The sequence below is a fragment of the Pseudomonas sp. ADAK13 genome (genome assembly GCF_012935715.1).
In the GTDB taxonomy this organism is placed as follows: domain Bacteria; phylum Pseudomonadota; class Gammaproteobacteria; order Pseudomonadales; family Pseudomonadaceae; genus Aquipseudomonas.
The window spans coordinates 1,948,816-1,970,904 of record NZ_CP052860.1 but is presented as its reverse complement, the minus strand read 5'-3'; the positions used below and the strand labels follow the sequence as shown (position 1 = coordinate 1,970,904).

At 59.4% G+C, this 22,089-nt stretch carries 23 protein-coding genes and 1 pseudogene; 8 read left to right on the top strand and 16 right to left on the bottom strand.

Annotated elements, in window-relative coordinates; genetic code table 11:
• Positions 1 to 54 precede the first annotated feature (54 nt).
• The 3 genes from rimK to rimA are packed head-to-tail and all read right to left on the bottom strand — an operon-like array spanning position 55 to position 2,235.
• Positions 55 to 960 carry a 30S ribosomal protein S6--L-glutamate ligase gene (gene rimK, locus HKK54_RS09260; RefSeq protein WP_003187674.1) on the bottom strand — a complete coding sequence of 302 codons (906 nt, stop codon included), beginning with the start codon at positions 958 to 960 and terminating at the stop codon, positions 55 to 57.
• On the bottom strand, positions 957 to 1,439 hold the full coding sequence (gene rimB, locus HKK54_RS09255; protein WP_010168938.1) for a retropepsin-like aspartic endopeptidase RimB: 483 nt from the start codon (positions 1,437 to 1,439) through the stop codon (positions 957 to 959). Before rimB ends, rimK begins: the two co-directional genes overlap by 4 nt.
• Before the next feature lie 16 nt (positions 1,440 to 1,455).
• Positions 1,456 to 2,235 carry a S6 modification regulatory phosphodiesterase RimA gene (rimA, locus tag HKK54_RS09250; RefSeq protein ID WP_010168940.1) on the bottom strand — a complete coding sequence of 260 codons (780 nt, stop codon included), beginning with the start codon at positions 2,233 to 2,235 and terminating at the stop codon, positions 1,456 to 1,458.
• A 116-nt stretch (positions 2,236 to 2,351) separates the two neighbouring features.
• On the opposite strand from rimA, the gene HKK54_RS09245 reads away from it, so the two are divergent.
• Positions 2,352 to 2,759 carry an RNA-binding S4 domain-containing protein gene (locus tag HKK54_RS09245; protein WP_003213184.1) on the top strand — a complete coding sequence of 136 codons (408 nt, stop codon included), beginning with the start codon at positions 2,352 to 2,354 and terminating at the stop codon, positions 2,757 to 2,759.
• A 42-nt stretch (positions 2,760 to 2,801) separates the two neighbouring features.
• On the opposite strand, the gene HKK54_RS09240 is transcribed toward HKK54_RS09245, so the two are convergent.
• Entirely contained in the window at positions 2,802 to 3,602 is an 801-nt protein-coding gene (locus HKK54_RS09240; RefSeq protein ID WP_010168944.1) for a phosphatase PAP2 family protein, read from the bottom strand.
• Positions 3,603 to 3,728: 126 nt separating this feature from the next.
• Here HKK54_RS09240 and hslO point away from each other — a divergent pair, with 126 nt between their 5' ends.
• Together hslO and HKK54_RS09230 are read left to right on the top strand one after the other, a co-directional pair.
• Positions 3,729 to 4,631, top strand: a complete 903-nt coding sequence (hslO, locus tag HKK54_RS09235; RefSeq protein ID WP_010168945.1) for an Hsp33 family molecular chaperone HslO — start codon at positions 3,729 to 3,731, stop codon at positions 4,629 to 4,631.
• 179 nt (positions 4,632 to 4,810) lie between these two features.
• Entirely contained in the window at positions 4,811 to 6,352 is a 1,542-nt protein-coding gene (locus tag HKK54_RS09230; protein WP_169386633.1) for a phosphoenolpyruvate carboxykinase, read from the top strand.
• 57 nt (positions 6,353 to 6,409) lie between these two features.
• Here HKK54_RS09230 and HKK54_RS09225 read toward each other — a convergent pair whose 3' ends face one another.
• From HKK54_RS09225 to HKK54_RS09205, 5 genes are all read right to left on the bottom strand, one after another.
• A complete protein-coding gene (locus tag HKK54_RS09225) occupies positions 6,410 to 7,261 on the bottom strand; it encodes a DMT family transporter (RefSeq protein WP_169389264.1) in 852 nt (283 codons plus the stop codon).
• A 109-nt stretch (positions 7,262 to 7,370) separates the two neighbouring features.
• Positions 7,371 to 7,727 (bottom strand): DUF1493 family protein, encoded by a 357-nt coding sequence (locus tag HKK54_RS09220; protein WP_169386632.1) that lies wholly within the window; start codon positions 7,725 to 7,727, stop codon positions 7,371 to 7,373.
• Between the two features lie 750 nt (positions 7,728 to 8,477).
• Positions 8,478 to 8,807, bottom strand: a complete 330-nt coding sequence (locus tag HKK54_RS09215) for a hypothetical protein (RefSeq protein WP_088424383.1) — start codon at positions 8,805 to 8,807, stop codon at positions 8,478 to 8,480.
• A 303-nt stretch (positions 8,808 to 9,110) separates the two neighbouring features.
• The gene (locus tag HKK54_RS09210; RefSeq protein ID WP_010168949.1) at positions 9,111 to 9,704 is read right to left on the bottom strand and encodes a putative adenosine monophosphate-protein transferase Fic; all 594 of its coding nucleotides are present in this window, start codon (positions 9,702 to 9,704) and stop codon (positions 9,111 to 9,113) included.
• Positions 9,704 to 9,874 (bottom strand): YhfG family protein, encoded by a 171-nt coding sequence (locus tag HKK54_RS09205; RefSeq protein ID WP_169386631.1) that lies wholly within the window; start codon positions 9,872 to 9,874, stop codon positions 9,704 to 9,706. The genes HKK54_RS09210 and HKK54_RS09205 overlap by 1 nt, the downstream gene beginning before the upstream one ends.
• A 209-nt stretch (positions 9,875 to 10,083) precedes the next feature.
• On the opposite strand from HKK54_RS09205, the gene HKK54_RS09200 reads away from it, so the two are divergent.
• Together HKK54_RS09200 and HKK54_RS09195 are read left to right on the top strand one after the other, a co-directional pair.
• Positions 10,084 to 12,021 carry a RecQ family ATP-dependent DNA helicase gene (locus HKK54_RS09200; RefSeq protein WP_169386630.1) on the top strand — a complete coding sequence of 646 codons (1,938 nt, stop codon included), beginning with the start codon at positions 10,084 to 10,086 and terminating at the stop codon, positions 12,019 to 12,021.
• A 23-nt stretch (positions 12,022 to 12,044) separates the two neighbouring features.
• Positions 12,045 to 12,476 carry an acyl-CoA thioesterase gene (locus tag HKK54_RS09195; RefSeq protein WP_029615809.1) on the top strand — a complete coding sequence of 144 codons (432 nt, stop codon included), beginning with the start codon at positions 12,045 to 12,047 and terminating at the stop codon, positions 12,474 to 12,476.
• Between the two features lie 132 nt (positions 12,477 to 12,608).
• Here the strand turns inward: HKK54_RS09195 and HKK54_RS09190 are convergent, their stop codons facing one another.
• From HKK54_RS09190 to HKK54_RS09175, 4 genes are all read right to left on the bottom strand, one after another.
• The gene (locus tag HKK54_RS09190) at positions 12,609 to 13,088 is read right to left on the bottom strand and encodes a glycine zipper domain-containing protein (protein ID WP_010168957.1); all 480 of its coding nucleotides are present in this window, start codon (positions 13,086 to 13,088) and stop codon (positions 12,609 to 12,611) included.
• A gap of 231 nt (positions 13,089 to 13,319) precedes the next feature.
• Positions 13,320 to 15,668 (bottom strand): FdhF/YdeP family oxidoreductase, encoded by a 2,349-nt coding sequence (locus tag HKK54_RS09185; RefSeq protein WP_010168960.1) that lies wholly within the window; start codon positions 15,666 to 15,668, stop codon positions 13,320 to 13,322.
• Positions 15,665 to 16,504 carry a formate dehydrogenase accessory sulfurtransferase FdhD gene (fdhD, locus tag HKK54_RS09180; RefSeq protein ID WP_169386629.1) on the bottom strand — a complete coding sequence of 280 codons (840 nt, stop codon included), beginning with the start codon at positions 16,502 to 16,504 and terminating at the stop codon, positions 15,665 to 15,667. The genes HKK54_RS09185 and fdhD overlap by 4 nt, the downstream gene beginning before the upstream one ends.
• Positions 16,505 to 16,599: 95 nt before the next feature.
• Positions 16,600 to 17,487, bottom strand: a complete 888-nt coding sequence (locus HKK54_RS09175; protein WP_010168964.1) for a LysR family transcriptional regulator — start codon at positions 17,485 to 17,487, stop codon at positions 16,600 to 16,602.
• Between the two features lie 131 nt (positions 17,488 to 17,618).
• Between HKK54_RS09175 and lysM the strand changes: the two genes are divergently transcribed.
• On the top strand, positions 17,619 to 18,059 hold the full coding sequence (gene lysM / locus HKK54_RS09170) for a peptidoglycan-binding protein LysM (RefSeq protein ID WP_010168967.1): 441 nt from the start codon (positions 17,619 to 17,621) through the stop codon (positions 18,057 to 18,059).
• Between the two features lie 44 nt (positions 18,060 to 18,103).
• On the opposite strand, the pseudogene HKK54_RS09165 reads toward lysM, so the two are convergent.
• Positions 18,104 to 19,050: pseudogene (locus HKK54_RS09165) on the bottom strand (IS110 family transposase).
• A 305-nt stretch (positions 19,051 to 19,355) separates the two neighbouring features.
• Positions 19,356 to 20,018 carry a GMP/IMP nucleotidase gene (gene yrfG / locus HKK54_RS09160; protein ID WP_169386628.1) on the bottom strand — a complete coding sequence of 221 codons (663 nt, stop codon included), beginning with the start codon at positions 20,016 to 20,018 and terminating at the stop codon, positions 19,356 to 19,358.
• Positions 20,019 to 20,105: 87 nt separating this feature from the next.
• On the opposite strand from yrfG, the gene nudE reads away from it, so the two are divergent.
• Together nudE and cysQ are read left to right on the top strand one after the other, a co-directional pair.
• A complete protein-coding gene (gene nudE, locus HKK54_RS09155) occupies positions 20,106 to 20,672 on the top strand; it encodes an ADP compounds hydrolase NudE (RefSeq protein ID WP_010168971.1) in 567 nt (188 codons plus the stop codon).
• The gene (gene cysQ, locus HKK54_RS09150) at positions 20,669 to 21,505 is read left to right on the top strand and encodes a 3'(2'),5'-bisphosphate nucleotidase CysQ (RefSeq protein ID WP_010168973.1); all 837 of its coding nucleotides are present in this window, start codon (positions 20,669 to 20,671) and stop codon (positions 21,503 to 21,505) included. The genes nudE and cysQ overlap by 4 nt, the downstream gene beginning before the upstream one ends.
• Before the next feature lie 127 nt (positions 21,506 to 21,632).
• On the opposite strand, the gene HKK54_RS09145 is transcribed toward cysQ, so the two are convergent.
• Positions 21,633 to 22,088 (bottom strand): YiiD C-terminal domain-containing protein, encoded by a 456-nt coding sequence (locus tag HKK54_RS09145; protein ID WP_169386627.1) that lies wholly within the window; start codon positions 22,086 to 22,088, stop codon positions 21,633 to 21,635.
• Position 22,089 lies beyond the last annotated feature (1 nt).

Genomic DNA, 22,089 nt, shown 5'->3' with positions numbered 1-22,089 from the left:
CGCCAGAAAAACCGAGGTGCCTGTATCGCAGGCAAGCCAGCTCCTACAGGGGGCTTAACCCTTGCCTTTGGTGCGCGTCATATTCGGCCCACCATTCTTCTCCAGATGCTGAATGATGATCCCCGCCACATCCTTGCCGGTGGTGGTCTCAATCCCTTCCAGGCCCGGTGACGAGTTCACCTCCATCACCAGCGGCCCGTGGTTGGAACGCAGGATATCCACACCCGCCACACTCAACCCCATGACCTTGGCTGCCCGCAGGGCCGTCATGCGTTCTTCCGGAGTGATCTTGATCAGGCTGGCGCTACCGCCACGGTGCAGGTTGGAACGAAACTCTCCCGGCTTGGCCTGGCGCTTCATCGCGGCGATCACCTTGTCGCCCACCACGAAGCAGCGGATATCCGCACCGCCGGCTTCCTTGATGTACTCCTGCACCATGATGTTCTGCTTGAGGCCCATGAACGCCTCGATCACCGACTCGGCCGCTGTCGCGGTTTCACACAGCACCACGCCGATGCCCTGGGTGCCTTCCAGCACCTTGATCACCAGCGGTGCGCCGTTGACCATTTCGATCAGGTCGGGAATGTCGTCCGGAGAGTGGGCGAAGCCGGTCACCGGCAAACCAATCCCCCGGCGCGACAGCAGTTGCAACGAGCGCAGCTTGTCCCGCGAACGGGCAATGGCCACCGACTCATTCAGGGGGAAAACGCCCATCATTTCAAACTGGCGCAACACTGCGCAGCCATAGAACGTCACCGAAGCGCCGATACGCGGGATCACCGCATCGAAGCCTTCCAGCGGTTTGCCCCGGTAGTGGATCTGCGGCTTATGACTGGCAATGTTCATATAGGCGCGCAACGTATCGATCACCACCATCTCATGGCCACGTTCGGTGCCGGCCTCAACCAGCCGACGGGTGGAATACAGACGCGGGTTACGCGACAGCACAGCGATCTTCATGCAACACCTGTGGCAGAGGTAGTAGAGACCGGGAACACCGGCTTGTCTTGAACGTATTTGAGGCCGGGGTTGACCACCAACTGGCCGTCAATCAGAGCCTTGGAACCCAGCAGCAGGCGGTAACGCATGGCTTTGCGGCAGGCGAGGGTGAATTCCACACGCCACACCCGATCGCCCAGGGCCAGGGTGGTGCTGATCACATACCGCACCTGGGCCTGGCCGTTGGAGCTTTTAATGGTTTTCATCGCCACCAGCGGCGCTTCACAGCGCCGGTGACGCAGTTGCACCACGCTGCCCAGGTGCGCGGTGAAGCGCACCCACTTTTCACCGTCGCGCTCAAACGGCTCGATCTCGGTGGCATGCAGGCTTGAGGTACTGGCGCCGGTGTCGATCTTCGCGCGCAGGCCCGCCACTCCCAGGTCGGGAAGTGCCACCCACTCACGCAGACCCACAACGGTCAAATGGTCAAATGTCTTCAATATGAATAACCAGCAATTAATTCGCCCAGGCGTCGGGTGATACCTTGGCCAGGGCTTTGAATGCAGGCTTGGCGAACCAGTAGCCCTGCATCAGAAATATTCCACAGTCGGCGAGAAAGTCTCGTTCGCCAGCACTTTCGATGCCTTCGGCGATGACAGTAACGCCCAACTGCTCACAGATTGTGACAATCCCCCGGACGATCACCTGACGGACACGATCACGGTCGACATCGCGGATCAGCGCCATGTCGAGTTTGATCAAGTCAGGTTGGAAATCGGCCAGCAGATTCAGCCCCGAATAGCCCGCCCCGAAATCGTCGATGGCGGTCTTGAAGCCGAATTCGCGGTATTCACGCAGAATATTCGTCAAATGGCGATAGTTATCTACGTGCTCGCTTTCCAGTGTCTCGAAAATCAGGCGATCCAACGGAAAATTATGCGCGCGGGCCGCCTCCAGGGTGCTTCGGATGCACAGCTCTGGTCGATAGACCGCATTGGGCATGAAGTTGATTGAAAGGTGCGTCTGCATGTTGAGTGTCGCGGCGGTGGCGATCGCCTTGGTGCGGCATTGCTGGTCGAAACGGTAGCGATTGCTGTCGTTGACCTGATCCAGCACCGACAGCGCGCCCTCGCCATTGACGCCGCGCACCAGGGCTTCATGGGCAAAGACCGACTGGTCGCGCAGGTCCACGATAGGCTGATACGCAAAGGCAAACTCAAAGCCCAGCGGTTCACTTTGCTGGCAACCCGCACAGCCTTGTTTGGGCGAGGTGAGTGAAAGGGGAAAGTCGGTCACACGTTAACCTCGCGAAAACAGGATGCTACCTGGCGTATCTTAGGTGAGCTCAAGGGTTTATGCGTTGAAGGCTTTCAACGGTAAAGTTGCGACATTTTTCAGAGCGAGGAATTCAAGTGGCTCAGAAGCAGGAAGAGGAAGAAAAAGTCCGTTTGGACAAGTGGCTGTGGGCGGCGCGCTTCTTCAAGACGCGGGCCTTGGCCAAGGCGGCTATCGAAAGTGGCAAGGTGCATTGGCGCGGCGAGCGTTGCAAGCCGGGCAAGGAGCCGCGCATTGGCGACGAATTCCAGATTCGTGCCGGTTTTGATGAGCGAACCGTCGTGGTCCAGGCACTCTCGATTGTGCGCAGGGGCGCTCCCGAGGCGCAGGCGTTGTATACCGAAACCGAAGCCAGCATCGCCAAGCGCGAAAACGCGGCGGCGATGCGCAAGGCGGGCTCCCTGGGCATGACCACCGATGGCAAGCCCAGCAAGAAACAACGACGTGACCTGTTCAAGTTTCGCGGCAGTGGCAATGATGATTAACGGGCGAACCGCAGGAGCCGGGCCGGCTCCTGCCACATCCCGTCAAGCGCTGCGAATGACGCTCAAGCGATTAACCAGCGGCACCCGCTGAAACCACTCGAACACGGGGCTCGTCACCCGCAACAGAAACCCCGAAACCCTCGCCGCAAACGGCGTGTAGTAACCCCAACCCAACGCCAACAGCGCCAGCAACACGCCCCCGATGTAATCGTCTTGCCCCCAATGCGCGCCGGCTACCAGCCGCGGCATCATGAACAGCAATGCCAGCCCCCAGATCACCAGGACCTGCCCGATTCGCTTGGCAAACACGGTCATGAACATCCCCCAGATCAACAACACTGACGCATGATCCCCCGGGAAACTCTGGCTGGAGCGGTCCTTCAGTTCCCAGGTTTTTTCAAGGCCGGGGAAATAGTCACTCATCTGGATCGCCCCGCTGATCACCATCGACGGGCTATGGTGTTGCCAGCCCATCTGCGCCGCCAGCTTGGAAAACAGCATGCGGATAAACAGCAACAGCAGCAGAGTACCCAGGAACCCGAAAAACGCCTGGCGTACTTCGATCGCCTTGAACACCCAATCGCCGCGGATCAGCAGCGTCAGCAGAATCACCCCGACCACCGCGTCAAACGGCCGCAAACTGGCCACCGCCCACACATGCAGCCACGTCGGGCTGCTCGCCAAGGGGTCGTTGAGCAGATGAAACAGCCACTCGTCGAAAACCACACACAGCGCTTGGCCCGCCGGCCAGAGCCAGAAACACAACAGCCCCAGAGCGAGTAAATTGCACAGGGCCAATCGCCCGAGGTTCCACTTGGCTTGGAACAAACCCGGATTGTTCATAAACTGTTTCCTCTTTGCTTTAAAAGCGCTTCGTTTTCCCGTAGAAGGCCGCACCAAAATGGTGCTAAAGCGTGTAATTCTATAAACGTTGTCATCTTTTTGTCATCAATTCAGATACCCAGACCTATGACTGATCTACCGGATACCGACTTCACCCAACGCTTCATCTTCGACGACAGCGACGCCCGCGGCGAACTGGTCGCGCTGGAGCGCAGCTATGCCGAAGTCCTTGCCAAGCACCCCTATCCGGAGCCGGTCGCGCAATTGCTCGGCGAGCTGATGGCGGCTGCCTCGCTGCTGGTGGGCACCCTGAAGTTCGATGGCCTGCTGATCCTGCAAGCGCGCTCCGAAGGCCCGATCCCGCTGCTGATGATCGAGTGCTCCAGCGAGCGCGAAATCCGTGGCCTGGCCCGTTACGACGCCGACCGCATTGCCCCTGACGCGACCCTGGCCGACCTGATGCCGGACGGCGTGCTGGCGTTGACCGTCGACCCGACCGTAGGCCAGCGTTACCAGGGCATCGTCGACCTCGACGGCGAAACCCTATCCGACTGCTTCACCAACTATTTCGTGATGTCCCAGCAAGTGGGCACCCGCTTCTGGCTCAACGCCGATGGCCATCGCGCCCGTGGCCTGCTGCTGCAACAACTGCCGGCCGACCGCATCAAGGATGAAGAAGACCGCGCCGACAGCTGGGCACACATCACCGCCCTGGCCGGCACCTTGAAAGCCGAAGAGCTGTTGGGCCTGGACAACGAAACCATCCTGCACCGCCTTTACCACGAAGAGGCCGTGCGCCTGTTCGACGTGCAATCCCTGCGCTTCCATTGCAGCTGCTCCCGCGAGCGCTCGGCCACTGCCCTCGTCAGCCTGGGCCTGGAAGATGCGCAGGACCTGGTGGTAGAACACGGTGGCAACATCGAGATCGACTGCCAGTTCTGCAACCAGCGCTACCTGTTCGACGCCGCCGATATTGCTCAATTATTCGCCGGCGCAGGCGTAGACACCCCTTCAGGCACCCGCCACTAAAACGTTTAAGCACAGGTAAATCACCTGACAAACGCCGGATTTCCGCCGTTCTGACCGGAGGGCCCTACTCTTTTTGGGCTTTTCTGGCATAATCCGGCCCACTTTTTTCGCGGTAGTAGTGCGCAACTTTCTACTACAAAACGTTTGGAGCACTCGGCCATAGGCCGACGGGGAACCTCATGACGCAAGCCAATAACGCCGTATACACTGACCTGAGTGTTGACGATCTGGTCAAAGAAGCCCTGCAGCGCGGTGAAGGCGTGCTTGCCGATACTGGAGCGCTGGTCGTAGAAACCGGTCATCGTACCGGCCGTTCGCCAGTCGACCGCTTCATCGTTGAAGAGCCTTCCACCCAGGCTGCCATCGCCTGGGGCCCGATCAACCGCAAGTTCCCGGCCGACAAGTTCGATGCCCTATGGGCTCGCGTCGAGGCATTCAACAACGCGCAAGAGCATTTCGTTTCCCACGTTCACGTAGGGGCCGCAGAAGACCACTACCTGGCCGTGAAAATGACCACCCAGACTGCCTGGCAGAACCTGTTCGGTCGTTGCCTGTTCATCAACCCTGCCCAGTACAACCCGGCCGGTCGTGAAGAGTGGCAAGTGCTCAACGTGGCCAACTTCGAATGCGTGCCAGAGCGTGACGGCACCAACTCCGACGGTTGCGTGATCCTCAATTTCGCCCAGAAAAAAGTCCTGATCGCCGGCATGCGTTACGCCGGTGAAATGAAAAAAGCCATGTTCTCGGTGCAGAACTTCCTGCTGCCGGCTTCCGACGTACTGCCAATGCACTGCGCCGCCAACATCGGCGAAGCTGGCGACGTGACCCTGTTCTTCGGCCTGTCGGGCACCGGCAAAACCACCCTGTCCGCCGACGAAAGCCGTTACCTGATCGGTGACGACGAACACGGTTGGGGCGAGGGCGTGGTGTTCAACATCGAAGGCGGTTGCTATGCCAAGTGCATCGACCTGTCCGAGAAGAACGAGCCGGTTATCTGGAAAGCCATCAAGCACGGCACCGTGCTCGAAAACGTGGTGATGGACGATGCCAAGCACGCCGACTACACCAACGTCAGCCTGACCCAGAACAGCCGCGCCGCCTACCCGCTGGAGCACGTGGCCAAGCGTTCCGAGAAAAACCTCGGTGGCGAGCCAAACGCTGTGATCTTCCTGACCTGCGACCTGACCGGCGTACTGCCGCCCGTGTCGATCCTCAGCGAAGAACAAGCGGCCTACCACTTCCTGTCCGGCTACACCGCACTGGTGGGCTCGACCGAAATGGGCTCGGGCGGCGGCATCAAGTCGACCTTCTCCACCTGCTTCGGCGCGCCATTCTTCCCGCGCCCGGCCGGTGAATACGCAGAACTGCTGATCAAGCGCGTGCGCGGCTTCGGCTCCAAGGTCTACCTGGTCAACACCGGCTGGACCGGCGGCGGCTACGGCGTTGGCAAGCGCTTCAACATCCCGACCACCCGTGGCGTGATTGCAGCGATCCAGAGCGGCGCGTTGATCGGTGCCGAAACCGAGCACCTGGACACCATCAACCTGGACGTGCCGTTGGCAGTACCGGGCGTCGAGACTGGCCTGTTGAACCCACGTAACACCTGGGCTGACAAGGCTGCTTACGACGAAGCCGCGAAAGCGCTGGCGGGCCTGTTCATCGAGAACTTCAAGAAGTTTGAAGTGAGCGATGCGATCAAGGCTGCGGGTCCGAAGTTGTAAGATTCGGCCGTTGTGAAAAAGCCGCCCCTTGTGGGCGGCTTTTTTGTGGGTGAAGGGTCAGTCGACGAGGTGCAAAACCACAGCGCCGACCAGTACCAATACGACCCCGGTTACTTGTACCGCTGACAGTCGCTCCTTGAAAAACACAAACCCCAGAATCGCCGCGATCCCGCCCGATAAGGTACTGATCACCGTCACCACGGAAACCGAGCCGGCCATGGCGCCCCAGGAGAATGCCGAGAACCCGCCAAGGTTCATCAGGCTCGCGCCGGTCAGCGTTGCGCAGTTTTTCAGCGGCGGGATTTTCAGGCCGTCTTTGATGTTGAGCACCATCAACACCAGCACGCACAGGCCTAACAGATAGCCAAGCCAAAGCATCGTGACCGGGCCAAGCGTCGGCAGGGTGTAGCGGCCTTGTACCCAAAAGCTTGTGCCGTAGAGCAACGCTGCGAGCATCGCGTAGGCAATCGAGCGGCTGGAGCTGTTGTGAGGGACGCCATTGTCCTTGTGAATGCTGGACAGGATCACGCCAATGACGCAGAGGGCGATGCAGCCGAGTTGGATCAGGCTGATGTGTTCGCCGCTGGCCCATGACAGCAAAGTAGTCACGACACCGTAGGACGTCACCAGCGGCGCGACAATGGCCGCTTTGCCCAGCGAGAAGGCCTTGGACAGCGCAAGGGCGCCTGAGACGGTCAGCAGGGCTGCTGCGGCGCCCAGGAGCCACACACTCAAAGGCGCTGCGAGGGATTTGATGAGGAAGGTCGGGAATATGACCAGCAGCAGGGTCATGATCAGGAAGCCCAAGGCCTGGCCGAAGTACACCGCGCGTTTTACGCCGACGGCTCGGGCATTGAGGCCCACAAGGAAGTCCGTGCCGCCCCAGAGCAGGGCGGCCAGCAGGCCCATTAGTACGTCCATGTAAGGTCCTTGTTATTTTTTTGAGGGCTGCGGTGTATCGGCTTATAGGTGTATTGACTCTGCCGGCCTCGTCGCGGGCAAGCCCGGCTCCTACAGTTCAGCTGAGATTTTCCAGGGTTTGGGTGTCCCAGCGCTGAGTCTTGATAGCCAGGTAGAGCATGCCGATGGTCAGCGGGATTTTATCGCCGCGACCTTTGGCTCGGCGTTTCAGGAACACATCGAAGACCGGAGGCTGGAAGTAACGATAAGCGTCGTAGTCGTTCAAGTCGACGGCGAAGTCTTGTTCCAGCGTTTCCATGAGTTGTTTGGCTTCGCTGCCGTTGCAGGCGAGGTCGAAGTTGATTGAGGTTTCGAGGCGGATGGTTTTGTGTTTGGGCAAGCCGATTTCGTCGTGCAGCAGTTGCAGGAGTTGCTGCATGGCGGGGTCTTCGGGGAAGTGGGGGGCCAGGTTCATGGTGGGGGCACGCTGGAGTGGGTGAGGAGGGCGGTTACGTTTCCGGCGAAATTTATTTCGTGTGATGAACAGTGCCAAGCCTATCAAGAACAGGGCGATAGGGAGGAGTTGAATGCTGAGAATGATGGCCACGTAGAGTAGCCAGAAAGTCAGGATTAGCCCCGTCGTTAGAAAGGTGAGGGCAAATCGCGTTCTGATTGTGGCGTCGGTGATTTGGTAGTGCAGCAGCAGGTAAGCGGCGAAAAAGCACGCTGCTTGTAAGTAGAGCATCTGACTATGACTCATTTGAGTACACGTGCATTGAGGACGTAGAGCATTGAGGGCCGATTCCGCTTTTAGCTTGAGCGTCAGCAGAGACTTGCGCGCTAATCAGGCACAGAGTGGCGAGTTTGTGTCTGTTATGGGGTGTTACGGTAAATCGGATCACGGTGAACGCGATGCCATAGTGGCCGATGTATTGAGTCCTTTCGAGGTTCACGGGGTTTTTGCCGAGTAGATGACGGAGCGCTAGTTTCGGTCAGGCTGCGGTGAGTTCTGTAGAGGGATTGGCTGGTGCGGCAAGCAGTTTGGGAAGGATATGGCATGGCGCTCGGCGTTTTCTTACGGCCTTATCCTGGATTTGCAGTGGATTGATACTTCGCAGGCGACTGAATCAAAAGTGGAGGCCGGGCTTGCCCGCGATGGCGGTGTGTCAGTGGTAGAAGTGTTGTCTGACACTCTGCTATCGCGGGCAAGCCAGCTCCCACATTTTTAGCTCTGCGACTGCTCAGATGGCGTTCGCTTTACGGCGTCGGTGGTGGTGAGTTGCATCATGCCGGTTTGGGCGGCTTCCAGCAGGTCGCAACCGTCTTGGACGAGCAGGTACAAGGCGTTGGTGATGTGGGAAATGTCTTTGAGGTCGGCCTGTTCGAAGGTCAGGCAGGAGAAGGTTTCGAGCAGATCGGCTGCAGCGCGGATGCGTTGGTGGGCTGCGGACTGGATATCTTCGGCGGCGGCTTCGGTGTCGATGAGCAGGGGGTGGGTATCGGTGAAGTTGGTGCCAAGTGGAAGGTAGCGGTTTATCGCTTCAGGTGTTTGCATTTGAAGGTACTCGGTTTGCTGTTAAGTAACCATCATCACCGTGGCCAAACGATGGGTGGCGGACTGTGCGCAGGTTGGCCAACCGGAAACAGCAATCCGGCACGTCCGAGGACGTCCCACACACAGCCGCCATAACATTGCGCTGAGAAGACGATAGACGTCCGCCAGACAAGTGATGGCACTTATGTGTGCTGTTTTCGAGTGACCAAACCCGGTCGCTGAATTTGCAACGACGGGGCGAACCTTGGCGGGAGTGCGGGGCGAGAGCAATAAACAGATCGTTACCAGCTTTAACGATCAGGGCTAGCGCGGGGTGCTGATGCACCGCTCAAAAATCGCCTCCAACCCCCGGTAATCACACGCCACTGCATCGATGTTCGCCGGTATCCACGCTGCGTTCTTCACCAGCCACCAGTTCACTGAAAACCCGGCATTCACGATGATCTGCTCGAACAGAATCCGCTGCGCCCGGCCGTTCCCTTCGCGAAACGGGTGTATCACGTTGAGGTCGCCATAAGCCTCGGCGATCTGGGTTACCAACTCGGCCTGGGTAACGCCGACAAACCAGTTGGCCTGCGCCATGTGCTGGATGATCTTTGCGGCTTCGGGCGGGATACGCTCTGGTGTGCAGAACAGGGTGTCGCCTTTCTGGATGTTGACCGTACGCAGTTCGCCGGCCCAGTCGTAGATGTCTCCGAACAGGGTGCGGTGGATGTGTTGCAGGCGTTCAAGGTCGTAGGGCGGGGGAAACAGTGGCAGGCTGCCTACGGCAATTTCAGACAGTTCCCGCTCGGCCTGGTGCAGGCGCTCTTCGTCGAACAAATCCAGGCGGTTACGCAGGACGCTGCTACCGGGGTAGCAGTACGGGTCCTGGCCCACGCCGTATTTGTCGAGCATCAGCGTGGAGTGTTGCGGTACTTGGCGAGGACGGCTTCGCGGGCCGGCAGGGGCTTGTCGACGTCGGCGGGCTGGGTGTCGAACCCTTCCAGGCGCAGGCTGGCCAGGTAGTTGGATCGGCGGATCTTGTTGTAGTGATCCTGCTTTTGCTCAAACGTCAGTTCGGCCATGACAGCGTCCTCTCGGTGCGAAGCTTGATTGTAGCGCAATGGGTTTCGAGATGCGTCCTGCGCGAGGTTGGAACGTTTCCTACTGGTGCCTACTCCATTGCCCAGGCTGTGTATCATCCTGACTCTTTTTAACTTGCGACCTTTCTCGATTCGCTGAATGCGCTGGTCTATGTTTTGGGCTCGTTCAGCGGTCAATGGAGTGACAGCTTATGCACAACACCCTCCAACAGGTCTTTGGTTATCCACAGTTTCGTTTGGGCCAGGAGGCGGCGATCAGCGCCGTGCTGGCCGGCCGTTCGGCGGCGGCGATTTTCCCCACCGGTTCCGGCAAGTCCCTGTGCTATCAACTTTCCGCTGTGTTGCTGCCGCATCTGACGCTGGTGGTGTCGCCGTTGCTGGCGTTGATGCAGGACCAGTTGGGTTTCTTGCAACGCCACGGTATTTCCGCTGGCAGCATCGATTCGGCCCAGAGCCGGGATGACGCCAATGACGTCATGGCCCGGGCGCGTTCGGGAGAGCTGAAGATCCTGATGGTTTCCGTGGAGCGCTTGAAGAACGAGCGCTTTCGCAATTTCCTGCAAAGCGTGCCGATCTCGCTGCTGGTGGTGGACGAGGCTCACTGTATTTCCGAATGGGGCCACAACTTTCGCCCGGATTACCTGAAGCTGCCGGACTACCAACGCCAGTTCCGCATCCCCCAGGCGCTGCTGTTGACCGCTACGGCCACGCCCAAGGTGATCGCCGACATGCAGGCCAAGTTCGCCATTGCGCCGGACGATGTGATCACCACGGGCTTTTACCGCGCCAATCTCAACCTGCTCGTTGAGCCCGTCGCCGGCCAGGACAAGCGTCGACGCCTGGTGGCCTGGATGAAAGAGCGGGCCAATCAGCCGAGTATCGTCTACGTCACCCTGCAGAAAACCGCCGAACAGATTGCCGAGCATTTGAATCGCAACGGTATCCAGGCCGAGGCTTACCACGCAGGGTTGCCCAACGATAAGCGTGAGGGCATTCAGCGGCGATTCATGGGCGGCCAGTCCAATTGCATTGTCGCCACGATTGCCTTTGGCATGGGCATCGACAAAAGCGACATTCGCAACGTGGTGCACTTCGACCTGCCTAAATCCATCGAGAATTACAGCCAGGAAATCGGTCGTGCCGGACGTGATGGGCAGCCGTCAGATTGTCTGGTCTTGGCTAACCGTGACAGCCTCAATATCCTGGAGAACTTTGTGTACGGCGACACGCCGGAGCAGGAAGGCATTCGCCGCGTCCTTGAGGAGATACAGGCGGCCCGTGCTGAAGGGCAGTGGGAGTTTCTACTCCGCTCTCTTTCGGACCACAGCAACATCCGCGAGCTGCCGCTGAAGACCTTGCTGGTGCAGCTTGAGCTCAAGGGCGTGATCGCGCCGCGCTACGCGTTTTACGCCGAATACCGCTTCAAGTACCTGATTGAGCCTGAAGCACTGCTGGCACGTTTTTCCGGCGAGCGGCAGCAGTTTGTCGCGGCAATTATCCAGGTCTGCAAACGGGCAAAAACCTGGGCGACGGTGGATTTCGACGCGCTTTATCAGCAGCATCAGGCCGAGCGCAATCGGGTGGTAAAGGCTCTGGATTACTTCCAGGAACAGGGCCTGATCGAGATGGAAAGCAAGCAGATGACCGAGGTTTACGGCCTGCTGAATACCGACTTCGATCCACACGCGCTGAGCACGGAGTTATACACAGGCTTCAAGCAGCACGAGGTGACAGAGGTGGCGCGGATTCACGCCATGCTGGATCTGTTCGCCACAGAGGAGTGCCTGGGTTACCGCCTGGCGCACTATTTCGGCGACGAAAACGCGCCCCGGCAATGCGGGCATTGTTCGGTGTGCCACGGTAACGTTGCACACTTGCCAGCGCCGCCGAGCTTGCCGCCGCTTGTGGATAAAAACTTCCAGTCGCTGTGCGGTGAATTTATCCACAGGCATCATGAGTACAACGGCCACTTGCCGGGCGCTGAGCGCTTGACGCGGTTCCTGGCCGGGATCAGCGTGCCGTTGTTTACCAAGCTCAAGGCGAAGAGCATTCCAGGCTTCGCTGCGCTTGAGGAATATCCCTACGCCGAAGTGCGGGAATGGGCTGAAGCTCATTTGAACGACCTGTAAATTCACTGACCCGAGACTTGCCCATGTCTGACTCAATGCCGCAGCGCGCCGACTACCGTCACTTCCAGCCGATCATCACGCGCTGGCATGACAACGATGTGTATGGCCATGTGAATAACGTCACCTACTACAGCTTCTTCGACACGGCGGTAAATACCTACCTGATCGAGGAGGGCGGATTGGATATTCATGACGGCGAGGTGGTAGGTTTTGTGGTGAGTTCGGCGTGCGATTACTTCGCGTCGATTGCCTTTCCGGACCGCATCGAGATCGGCCTGCGGGTGGGCAAGTTGGGCAACAGTTCGGTGCAGTATGAGCTGGCGGTGTTCAAGGCTGGCGAAGAGGACGCCTGTGCTGCGGGGAGGTTTGTGCATGTGTTCGTGGATCGGGCGTCGAACCAGCCGGTGTCGATTCCAGAAGCGCTGCGAGGTGCCTTGCAGCGCTTGGTGGCTTAACGCCGCTTATGTGGGAGCTGGCTTGCCTGCGATAGCATCGCCGCGATTTGGCTGATACACCGAGGCGACTGCATCGCAGGCTAGCCAGCTCCCACACTATTTTGCTGCGTTTTCCGGAAGGTATTTCCAGTCTTAGCGGTGGCGATAGTGATGCTTGTTCTTGCGATGCCCATAAGCATGCCCGCGCCCGCGATGGTCATCGCGGTCATAACGGCGGTCGTCGCGCCCGCGGTAACGACGGTCGTCGTCATCGCTCTTGTTGCCCATGTAGTTGCCCAGCGCGCCACCGGCGCCACCGCCGGCTGCTGCGCCGATCAGGCTGCCGGTGCTGCCGCCGACACTGCGGCCCACCACGTTGCCGCCGGCCGCGCCCAATGCGCCGCCAATGGCCGCTTCGCCACGGCTGCGCTTGTCTGCGCCGACCGCACTGCCGCCGGCGCCGCCCAGGGCTGCACCGATGGCCGAACCGGTGTTACCGCCCAACTGCTGACCTACGACCGAACCTAAAACCCCGCCCAATGCGCCGCCCACACCGGCTTCGGTGGTGCCACCGGCCATGGCTGCGCCACTGACCAGGCCAAGGGACAACAAGAGAATCGAGGAGAACTTCATAGAGGAACCTCAAGAGGATGACGGCGCGATCCTGAGGTTGTATCGAGGCGGAAACAATCGAAACCCGACCAGTGGTATGGGTTGTATACAATTCTATAAGTTGTTGTTTTTTATCGGGAACTTAAGTCGTTTTTGCGAGTCTTTAGTTACTTCGGAACGGCCGCTTTTATGCAAAAGCGGCCTTTTTTGTGCCCGTAAAAAACTCGGGTGCTGCCTGTGGCGAGGTGTCGCTTAGGCCGACTTCGCCATGATCAAGCCGGTCGCACTCGCTGCTTCCAACCGAATCGCCACGAATTTGGACGTTGGCGTATGGCTGCCGTCCCCGGTGCTTTCCAGCGGCACCAGCGGGTTCACTTCCGGGTAATACGCCGCAGCTTGCCCGGCCGGAATATCAAAGGCCAGCAAGGTAAAGCCCTTCACCCGACGCTCACGGCCGTCATCCCAGATCGACACGATGTCGGCCTTCTGCCCCGGCTTGAAGCCCAGGCGGATGATGTCGGCTTCATTGACGAACAACACATCCCGCTGACCCTTGACCCCGCGGTAGCGGTCGTCCAGGCCATAGATGGTGGTGTTGTACTGATCGTGGGAGCGCATCGACTGCATGATCAGGTCCGGCAGTTGCCCGGTGTTGCGGGTGCGTTCGTGCACCAGGTCCTTGGGCAGGATGTTCGGGCGGAAGTTGGCGCGGCCCGACGGGGTATTCCAGCGACGTGCGCCGGCGGAGTTGCCCAGGTAGAAACCGCCCGGGTTTTTCAGGCGTTCGTTGAAGTCTTTGAAGCCCGGAATGGTGTCGGCGATCAGGTCGCGAATGCGGTCGTAATCGGCCACCAGCCAGTTCCAGTCCACCGGCTTGCTGCCCAGGGTGGCGGCGGCAATGCCAGCGAGAATCGCAGGCTCGGATTTCATCTGTTTCGACAGCGGCTGCAGTTGCCCATTGGAGGCGTGGACCATGCTGAACGAGTCTTCCACGGTCACCGCTTGCGGGCCTTCGGCCTGAATGTCGATGTCGGTACGGCCCAGGCACGGCAGGATCAATGCGTCTTTGCCGTGCATCAGGTGGCTGCGGTTGAGCTTGGTGCTGATCTGCACGGTCAGGTCGCAATTGCGCAGCGCTTCAAAGGTGCGTGGGCTGTCCGGCGTGGCTTGGGCGAAGTTGCCGCCCAGGCCGATAAACACTTTGGAGCGGCCTTCGAGCATGGCGTGGATTGCTTCCACCACGTTATGGCCGTTGTCTCGCGGTACCTGGAACTGGAAGCGACGTTCCAGGGAATCAAGGAACGCCACCGGCGGCCGCTCGTTGATGCCCATGGTGCGGTCGCCCTGCACGTTACTGTGGCCACGCACCGGGCACAGGCCGGCGCCTGGGCGGCCGATGTTGCCGCGCAGCAGCATCAGGTTGGCGATTTCCTGGATGGTCGGCACCGAGTGGCGATGTTGGGTGATGCCCATCGCCCAGCACATGATCACGTTCTTGCCTTTGGCGTACATGCGCGCCGCTTGCTCGATCTCCACCAGGGTCAGGCCGGACTGTTCGACGATTTCATCCCAGGAGGTGTCGTCGATCTTGCCCAGGTAATCCAGCACGTTGGCGGTGTGTTCATTGAGGAAGTCGTGGTCGAACACGGCCTCTTTGCCTTCGGCCTGGGCCTGGCGCTCCCACAGCAGCAGGAATTTCGCCATGCCGCGCAGAATGGCCATGTCGCCACCCAGTGCCGGGCGGAAGTAGGCGGTGTTGGTCGGCTTGTCGCCGTTGGTGAGCATTTCCAGCGGGTGTTGCGGGTGCTGGAAGCGTTCCAGCCCACGCTCTTTCAGCGGGTTGATGCACACCACCTGGGCGCCACGTTTTACCGCTTCGCGCAGCGGTTCGAGCATCCGTGGGTGGTTGGTGCCCGGGTTCTGGCCCCAGACAAAAATCGCGTCCGCATGTTCGAAGTCATCGAAGGTCACGGTGCCTTTGCCCACGCCGACGCTTTGCGCCAGGGCCACGCCGCTGGCTTCGTGGCACATGTTCGAGCAATCCGGGAAGTTGTTGGTGCCGTAGGAGCGCACGAACAGTTGATACAGATAAGCCGCCTCGTTGCTGGCCCGGCCCGAGGTATAGAATTCGGCCATGTCCGGGTTTGGCAGTGCATTGAGGTGCTTGCCGATCAGGTCGAACGCCGACTCCCAACTGATGGGCTTGTAACGGTCGGTTTCGGCGTCGTAGCTCATTGGCTCGGTCAGGCGGCCCTGATACTCAAGCCAATAGTCGCTCTGCTCCAGCAGCGCGCTGACGCTGTGCTTGGCGAAGAATGCCGCGTCGACCCGGCGCTTGGTGGCTTCCCAGTTGACCGCCTTGGCGCCGTTCTCGCAGAACTTGACCATGCCGCTTTCCGGCGAGTCGCCCCAGGCGCAGCCCGGGCAGTCGAAGCCGCCGTTCTGGTTGGTCTTGAGCATCATGCGGATATTTTTCAGCGCGTTGTCACTGGTCAGCCAGGCTTGCGCCACGCTGATCAGTGCGCCCCAGCCACCCGCCGGGCCTTTGTAGGGCTTGTAGCGCGGGGTGGGTTTGTCGTCGGCTTGATGATGAGTGCTCACGCTTGATTCTCCATCGCAGGGCTATAGACCCGCGGCGCACTTTTCTGCGGCAGGTGGATGAGATTGAGGTTGTGCCGGCGGGCCCATTGCAGGGCCAGGCCGGTGGGCGACGACAGGCTGACCAGGGTCTGGATGCCTGCGCGCAATACTTTCTGGATCAGTTCGAGGCTGCAGCGACTGGTGACAATCGCCAGGCCGCCGTCGGTCGGAATCTTTTGGCGGATCAGCGCGCCGATCAGCTTATCGAGGGCGTTATGCCGGCCGATGTCTTCGCGGCCCAGCAGCAATTCACCCTGGTTGTTCATGAACACCGCCGCATGCACCGCGCCGCTGTATTGGCCCAAGGGCTGGAACGCGCTGATGCGCTGGCGCAGGCCCTCCAGCCATTCGGCGGGCGGCAGGGGCGCGCCGGGCAGCACCTTGAGGTTGGGCAGCGCCTGTTCCACCGCTTCTACGCCGCACAGGCCACAGCCGCTGGTGCCCGCCAATTGCCGGCGCTGCTGTTTCATGTTCCAGAACGCACGGCTGGAAATCTGCACCTGCGCGTATTGGGTCGAGCCCGATCCGCTGATTTTCAGGTCATAAATGTCGCTAACGTCTTCGATAATGCCGCTACCGATGCTGAAGCCGACAATAAAATCTTCAAGGTCGGTCGGCGTCACCAGCATCACCGCCTGGCTGATGTCGTTATAGGCAATCGCCAACGCTACTTCTTCGGCGAGCGCGGTGCTGGCCGATTCGGTGTGTTCGAGATTACAAAACTGGTAGCTCTGGCTGGCGGCGGGCGCGGGCGTTTCGAGGGCGGGCGCCGCGCAAACTGGGCGCTGGGCGTTCATTGGGCATTACCACCGGGAGTATTCAGCTGTAAGACTAGGCGCGACAAAGGGTCGCGTCTAATCGTCAGTACTGATCTACCGATAGATGACGTCGATCAAGGCGCCGGCAGCGATTTCTGATACAGCGCAAAACAGGCTTCTGCCAACGCCGAACGCGGTGCGCTGCGACGCATGATCAGCCCCAGGCGGGCCAGAGTGTGAGCGTCTTCAATGGGTTGCAGGCGCAGGTGCTCGGTGAGCGCATCGAGGCCGCCGTCCAGCGGCATCACCGCGCAGCACAGGCCGCCGTGCACGGCTTGTAACAATTGATGGACGGCATCGGTCTGCAACAGCGGCTGCGGGTTGAGGCCGCGGCTGTGGAAATTGTGGTCGATGGACTGGCGAAAGTGCATGCCGCTGGTGAGCATGCCCAAGGGCAGTTCGATCAGCGCTTCCCAGCTCAGGGGCTTGTCACCGAAGCTGAAGAACCGTTGGTCGTACAGCAGGCCCATGCGGGTTTCGCCTAAGGCCAGGGAGTCGAAACGCTCGGCGTCCAGGCGTTCGAGGTACGACACGCCGAGGTCCAGGCGGTTGCTCGCCAGTTGTTCGAGGATTTGCTCGGAACTCAGGGCTGACAACTCGAAGCGCAGGCTCGGGTGCTCTTTATGCAGTTTCTGCATCAATGCCAGCGGATCGAAGCTCGACAACGGCACCACGCCCAGGCGCAACGTACCCACCAGGTTGCCGCGACAGGCCGCCGCTTCAGCCTGCAGCCCGTCGTACGCCGCCAGCACCGTGCGTGCCCACGCCAACACGCGTTCACCCGGAGCGGTAAAGCCTTCGAAGCGCTGGCCGCGATTGACCAGCGGAAGATCAAGCTCTTCTTCCAGGCTGCGCAGGCGCATCGACAGGGTCGGCTGGGTGATATGGCAGCGTGCAGCGGCCTGGCCGAAGTGACGGGTTTCGTCGAGGGCGATGAGGAATTTCAGCTGCTTGATGTCCATCTTCGCTCCAGGGCTTATTCCAATGCGGGGTGATTCTAGCGCGTTTGGGTCTTTGGTCAGGCAGGAACCCAATTCTGTAGGACTGGTCTAGTCTTTGGCATCTGGAATTCAAATCCCAAGGAGAGCGCACCATGAGTATTTTCAGTTTTGTTAAGGAAGCAGGCGAGAAGTTGATTGATCTGTTGACGCCGGGTAATGCCAACGCCAGCGAGCAGTTGAAAGATCACGTGGCCAAGGTCGGGTTGGGTAACCCCAATGTGCAAACCACCGTTGACGGTGACAAGGTGACCGTGACCGGTGAAGTCGCCAGCCAGGAAGAGAAAGAGAAAATCCTGTTGGCGCTGGGCAACATCGCCGGCGTTGCGAGTGTTGATGACCAGATCACCGTGTCCGGTCCAGTTGTCGCTGCCGCCCGCTTTGTAGTGGTGAAAAAGGGCGACACCCTGAGTGCGATTTCGCTGGCGGTGTATGGCAACGCCAACCAGTACAACAAAATCTTCGAGGCCAACAAGCCGCTGCTGTCCCATCCGGACAAAATCTACCCAGGGCAGACGCTGCGTATTCCTGAGTAATACGCGGACCAAATGTGGGAGATTCTATGGTTGAGGGGCAACCCTCAACCAACCTTTGGTTGGTATTCGCTTTGTCCTTTCAGCAATGCAAATACCACTCGAGCAAGCTTACGGGCCAGCATTACCAGTACCTGAGTGGTGCTATAACCCCGCGCCCGTTGTGCTTGATAAAACTCCTTCCATGCAGCCGTTCGGCTGGCCGCCATTGCTGCGTTGTGCAAAAGACGACGCGCTTCTGAGTCGCCACGCTTGCTCAAGCTGCGACGATTATCTTTCTGTCCTGACTTAGAAACGCGTAAATCCATACCCAAGAAAGCGATAAACGCGTCCGCGTTTCTAAAATCACCGCGTTGGAAGCTGGTAACCAAACGGGCTCCAGTCAAAAAGCCGATACCTTCAACTTTCAGGCAACGCTTTAGTTGATCCGATAGTCCAGCTTCTTTCAGCCGATCAGCGATCATCTTTTCAATCAGGCTTTCTAGCTTTTGCATCGACTTCATTTGCTCGGCAAAAGAGGCCTTCAGCAACGGCTCATTCGCCCAACTTTGAGTCAGGCTGACGCGTGCCTGAACCAGCGCCGCCCGGCGACGAAAAAGACTCAAAAGCTGGCGATACAGGGGAGATGGCGGCGTCCAGGGCGAAGTTCATCGGCTTCGTTTTTTAGATAGCGAGCAAGCAACTTGGCATCCTGGGCGTCGGTCTTAGCCCGGATATTCACACCTTTACGATAATGGCTGAGCTCATAACCGCCCACCATGTAGATCACGCAACCAGCTTCATAGGCCAGGTCAGCGAACTCCAGGTGATATGTGTTGGTCGCTTCAATCGCAACGGACACAGCGCCCGGCAGGGCTTTCAGCCATTTTTTAATGGCGGTTTTGTTGTTGGGGATCACTTCCAACAGGTCGAGCTCGGCGTGGTAAATCACCAGCTCATTTTTAGCAACATCGACGCCAATGATCGGCTTTGAGACAGGAACTGGCATTGCCATGAGACTTCCTCCGGGCTATGGTTTTGAGCACTTGAAGGGCTCACCCAGAGGCGCAGGCTTGTTCCTATCGTCGGTCATAGCCAGATGCATTCTTTATCGGCGCTTGGGTGAAAGGAGGAGGGGCGAAATCTCCCACGGTCTGTACTGCGCCAACAGTCAGAATCGGGCTTTGTCCCTCCTCCTCCCTTCAAGTCCTAGCATACAAGCGGGCTTGCTCGCGAATGCGGTGGATCAGTCAATATATTCAGTGGCTGACACATCGCATTCGCGAGCAAGCCCGCTCCCACATTGGATCTTCAGCGTTGTTACAAACCTACGATCAATTCCCGATAGTCCCCAACCGCTGCAAACTCCGCCGTGTCCTTAGGCCCCTTCCGGCTGTCCGGTTCTTTCACGGCCAGCAAATGCCCTACGCCAAAATCCCGGGCACTGCGCAGGATCGGCAAGGTGTCATCGATAAACAGGCTACGGGCCGGGTCGAAGGCGATGTCGGCGTGCAGGGCGTCCCAGAACTGCGGGTTTTCCTTGGCGAACCCGTAGTCATGGGAGCTGATCAACCGCTCGAAATAAGGCGCCAGTTCGATGCGTTCCAGCTTTAACGACAGCGAGTCCCGATGGGCATTGGTGATTAGGATCACTCGCTTGCCGGCCTGTTTGATTGCCGCCAGGAAGGTATCGGCGTCCGGGCGCAAGGCGATCAGGTGAGCGGTTTCCAACTTGAGTTCACGTACCGGGATCTTGAGTTCGGTACTCCAGAAATCCAGGCAATACCATTGCAACTGTCCGGCGTTACGCTCAAACAGCGGCTGCAGTTCCATTTCGGCCATGGCCCGGCTCACGCCATGCAGTTCGGCGTAGCGCTGGGGCAGGTGCTCCATCCAGAAGTGGTTGTCGAAGTGCAGGTCGAGCAAGGTGCCGTCCATGTCCAGCAGGACGGTGTCGATGGCGTGCCAGGGCAGTGGAGGCATAAAGAACACTCATGTAAGAAAAGATATCCGACACAGACAATCGGAAAAGCCACGGTATAGTAACCCGATCACGCCAAGGAGCCGCTTATGCGCCAGAAACCCACCGTCCTCGCCCGCGAAATAGTCGCCAGTAGCCGTTTGTTCCGCGTGGAGGAGTTGCAATTGCGCTTTTCCAATGGCGTGGAGCGGACCTACGAACGCCTGGTGGGCAGGGGAGCCGGTTATGGCGCGGTCATGATCGTGGCGATGATCGACGCGGACCATGCGCTGTTGATCGAAGAATATTGCGGCGGTACCGACGAGTACGAACTGTCATTGCCCAAGGGCCTGATCGAGCCGGGTGAAGACGTGTTGGCAGCGGCAGACCGGGAGCTCAAGGAAGAAGCCGGTTTTGGCGCCCGCCAGTTGGAACACATCACCGAACTGTCGCTGTCCCCCGGCTACATGAGCCAGAAAATCCAGGTGGTACTGGCCACCGAACTGTACGAAGAGCGCCTGGAAGGCGACGAGCCGGAGCCGATGCGCGTTGACCGGGTCAACCTGCGGGAGCTTTCGCAGTTGGCGCAGAACGAGCAGTTCAGCGAGGGCCGCGCCTTGGCGGCGCTGTATCTGGTACGCGACCTGTTGACCCAGCGTGGAGCGTTCCAGCCATGAGCGAACTGTTCCTGGGTCACCCGTTTATTGCCCCCGTGATTGAATTGGCCCGTCAGGCCGGCGAGGTCATCCTGCCGTATTGGCGTGCCGACGTGGCCGTGACCACCAAGACCGATGATTCACCGGTCACCGCTGCCGACCTGGCGGCCCACCATCTGATCCTCGCCGGGCTTACTGCCCTGGACCCGAGCATTCCGGTGCTGTCGGAAGAAGACGCCGATATCGACCAAAGTGTGCGCGCTGGCTGGCAGCGCTGGTGGCTGGTGGACCCGCTGGACGGCACCAAGGAGTTCATCTCCGGCAGCGAGGAGTTCACCGTCAACATCGCGCTGATCGAAAAAGGCCGCGTGGTGTTCGGTGTCGTGTCGATGCCTACCAGCGGTCGGTGCTATTTCGGTGGTGCCGGGCTGGGTGCCTGGCGTTCCGATGTAGGTGCTGCGCCGAAGCAAATCCAGGTGCGCCAGACCCCGGCGAGCGGTGAAGCGTTTACCGTGGTTGCCAGTCGTCGCCATACCAGCCCTGAACAGGATCGCTTGCTCGCTGGCTTGAGTGCCGGGTTGGGCGAGTTGAAACTGGCCAATATCGGCAGTTCGCTGAAGTTCTGCCTGTTGGCCGAAGGCAGCGCCGATTGCTACCCGCGACTGGCGCCCACCTCACAGTGGGACACGGCGGCCGCGCAAGGCGTGCTGGAAGGGGCGGGCGGTGAAGTGCTTGAACTGGATGGGCAGCCGTTCAGCTATCCGGCGCGGGAGTCGCTGTTGAATCCGTTTTTCCTGGCGTTGCCAGCCAAGGCCGAGTGGCGTGAGCGGTTGCTGACCCTGGCCCGGTCTTAAACCAAACACCGATCAATTGTGGGAGCTGGCTTGCCTGCGATAGCGGTGGGCCAGCCAACAAAAATATCGACTGACAGTACGCTATCGCAGGCAAGCCAGCTCCCACAGTGGTTATGGGTAATGGCTTCTAGCGGTGCAGGACGTACTGCCCGGTAAAGGCCACGGCCCGCTCTTCACTGCCCTCGTTGACGATCCACGTTTCCAGCGCCAGTCGCGCCCGGCCGTAACGCTTATAGGTGGCCAAAAACCGCTTCCACACCTTGTCATCAGGTGCCTGGCAAACCGCCGTCGCATCCGTGGTCACCGGCAGCGGATAACTGATCTGCCCTTCCTGAATCACGATATGCCCGTCTTCGATCCCTTCCTCACGCAACTGCAAATGCAGCCAACCCCAGCCCGCCAGTACGGCGCCGCAATACAGGCTGCCGCCAAACATGGTGCTCTTGTGGTTGATGTTGGCGTCCAGCGGCAAGCGCAGTTGCAGTTGCCGGTCCTGCCAGTCGAGCACCTTGAGGCCCATTTCCCGGGTCAGGGGAATGTCGTGGTGAAGGATCGATTCCAGGTAACGGCTATCGCGACTCATG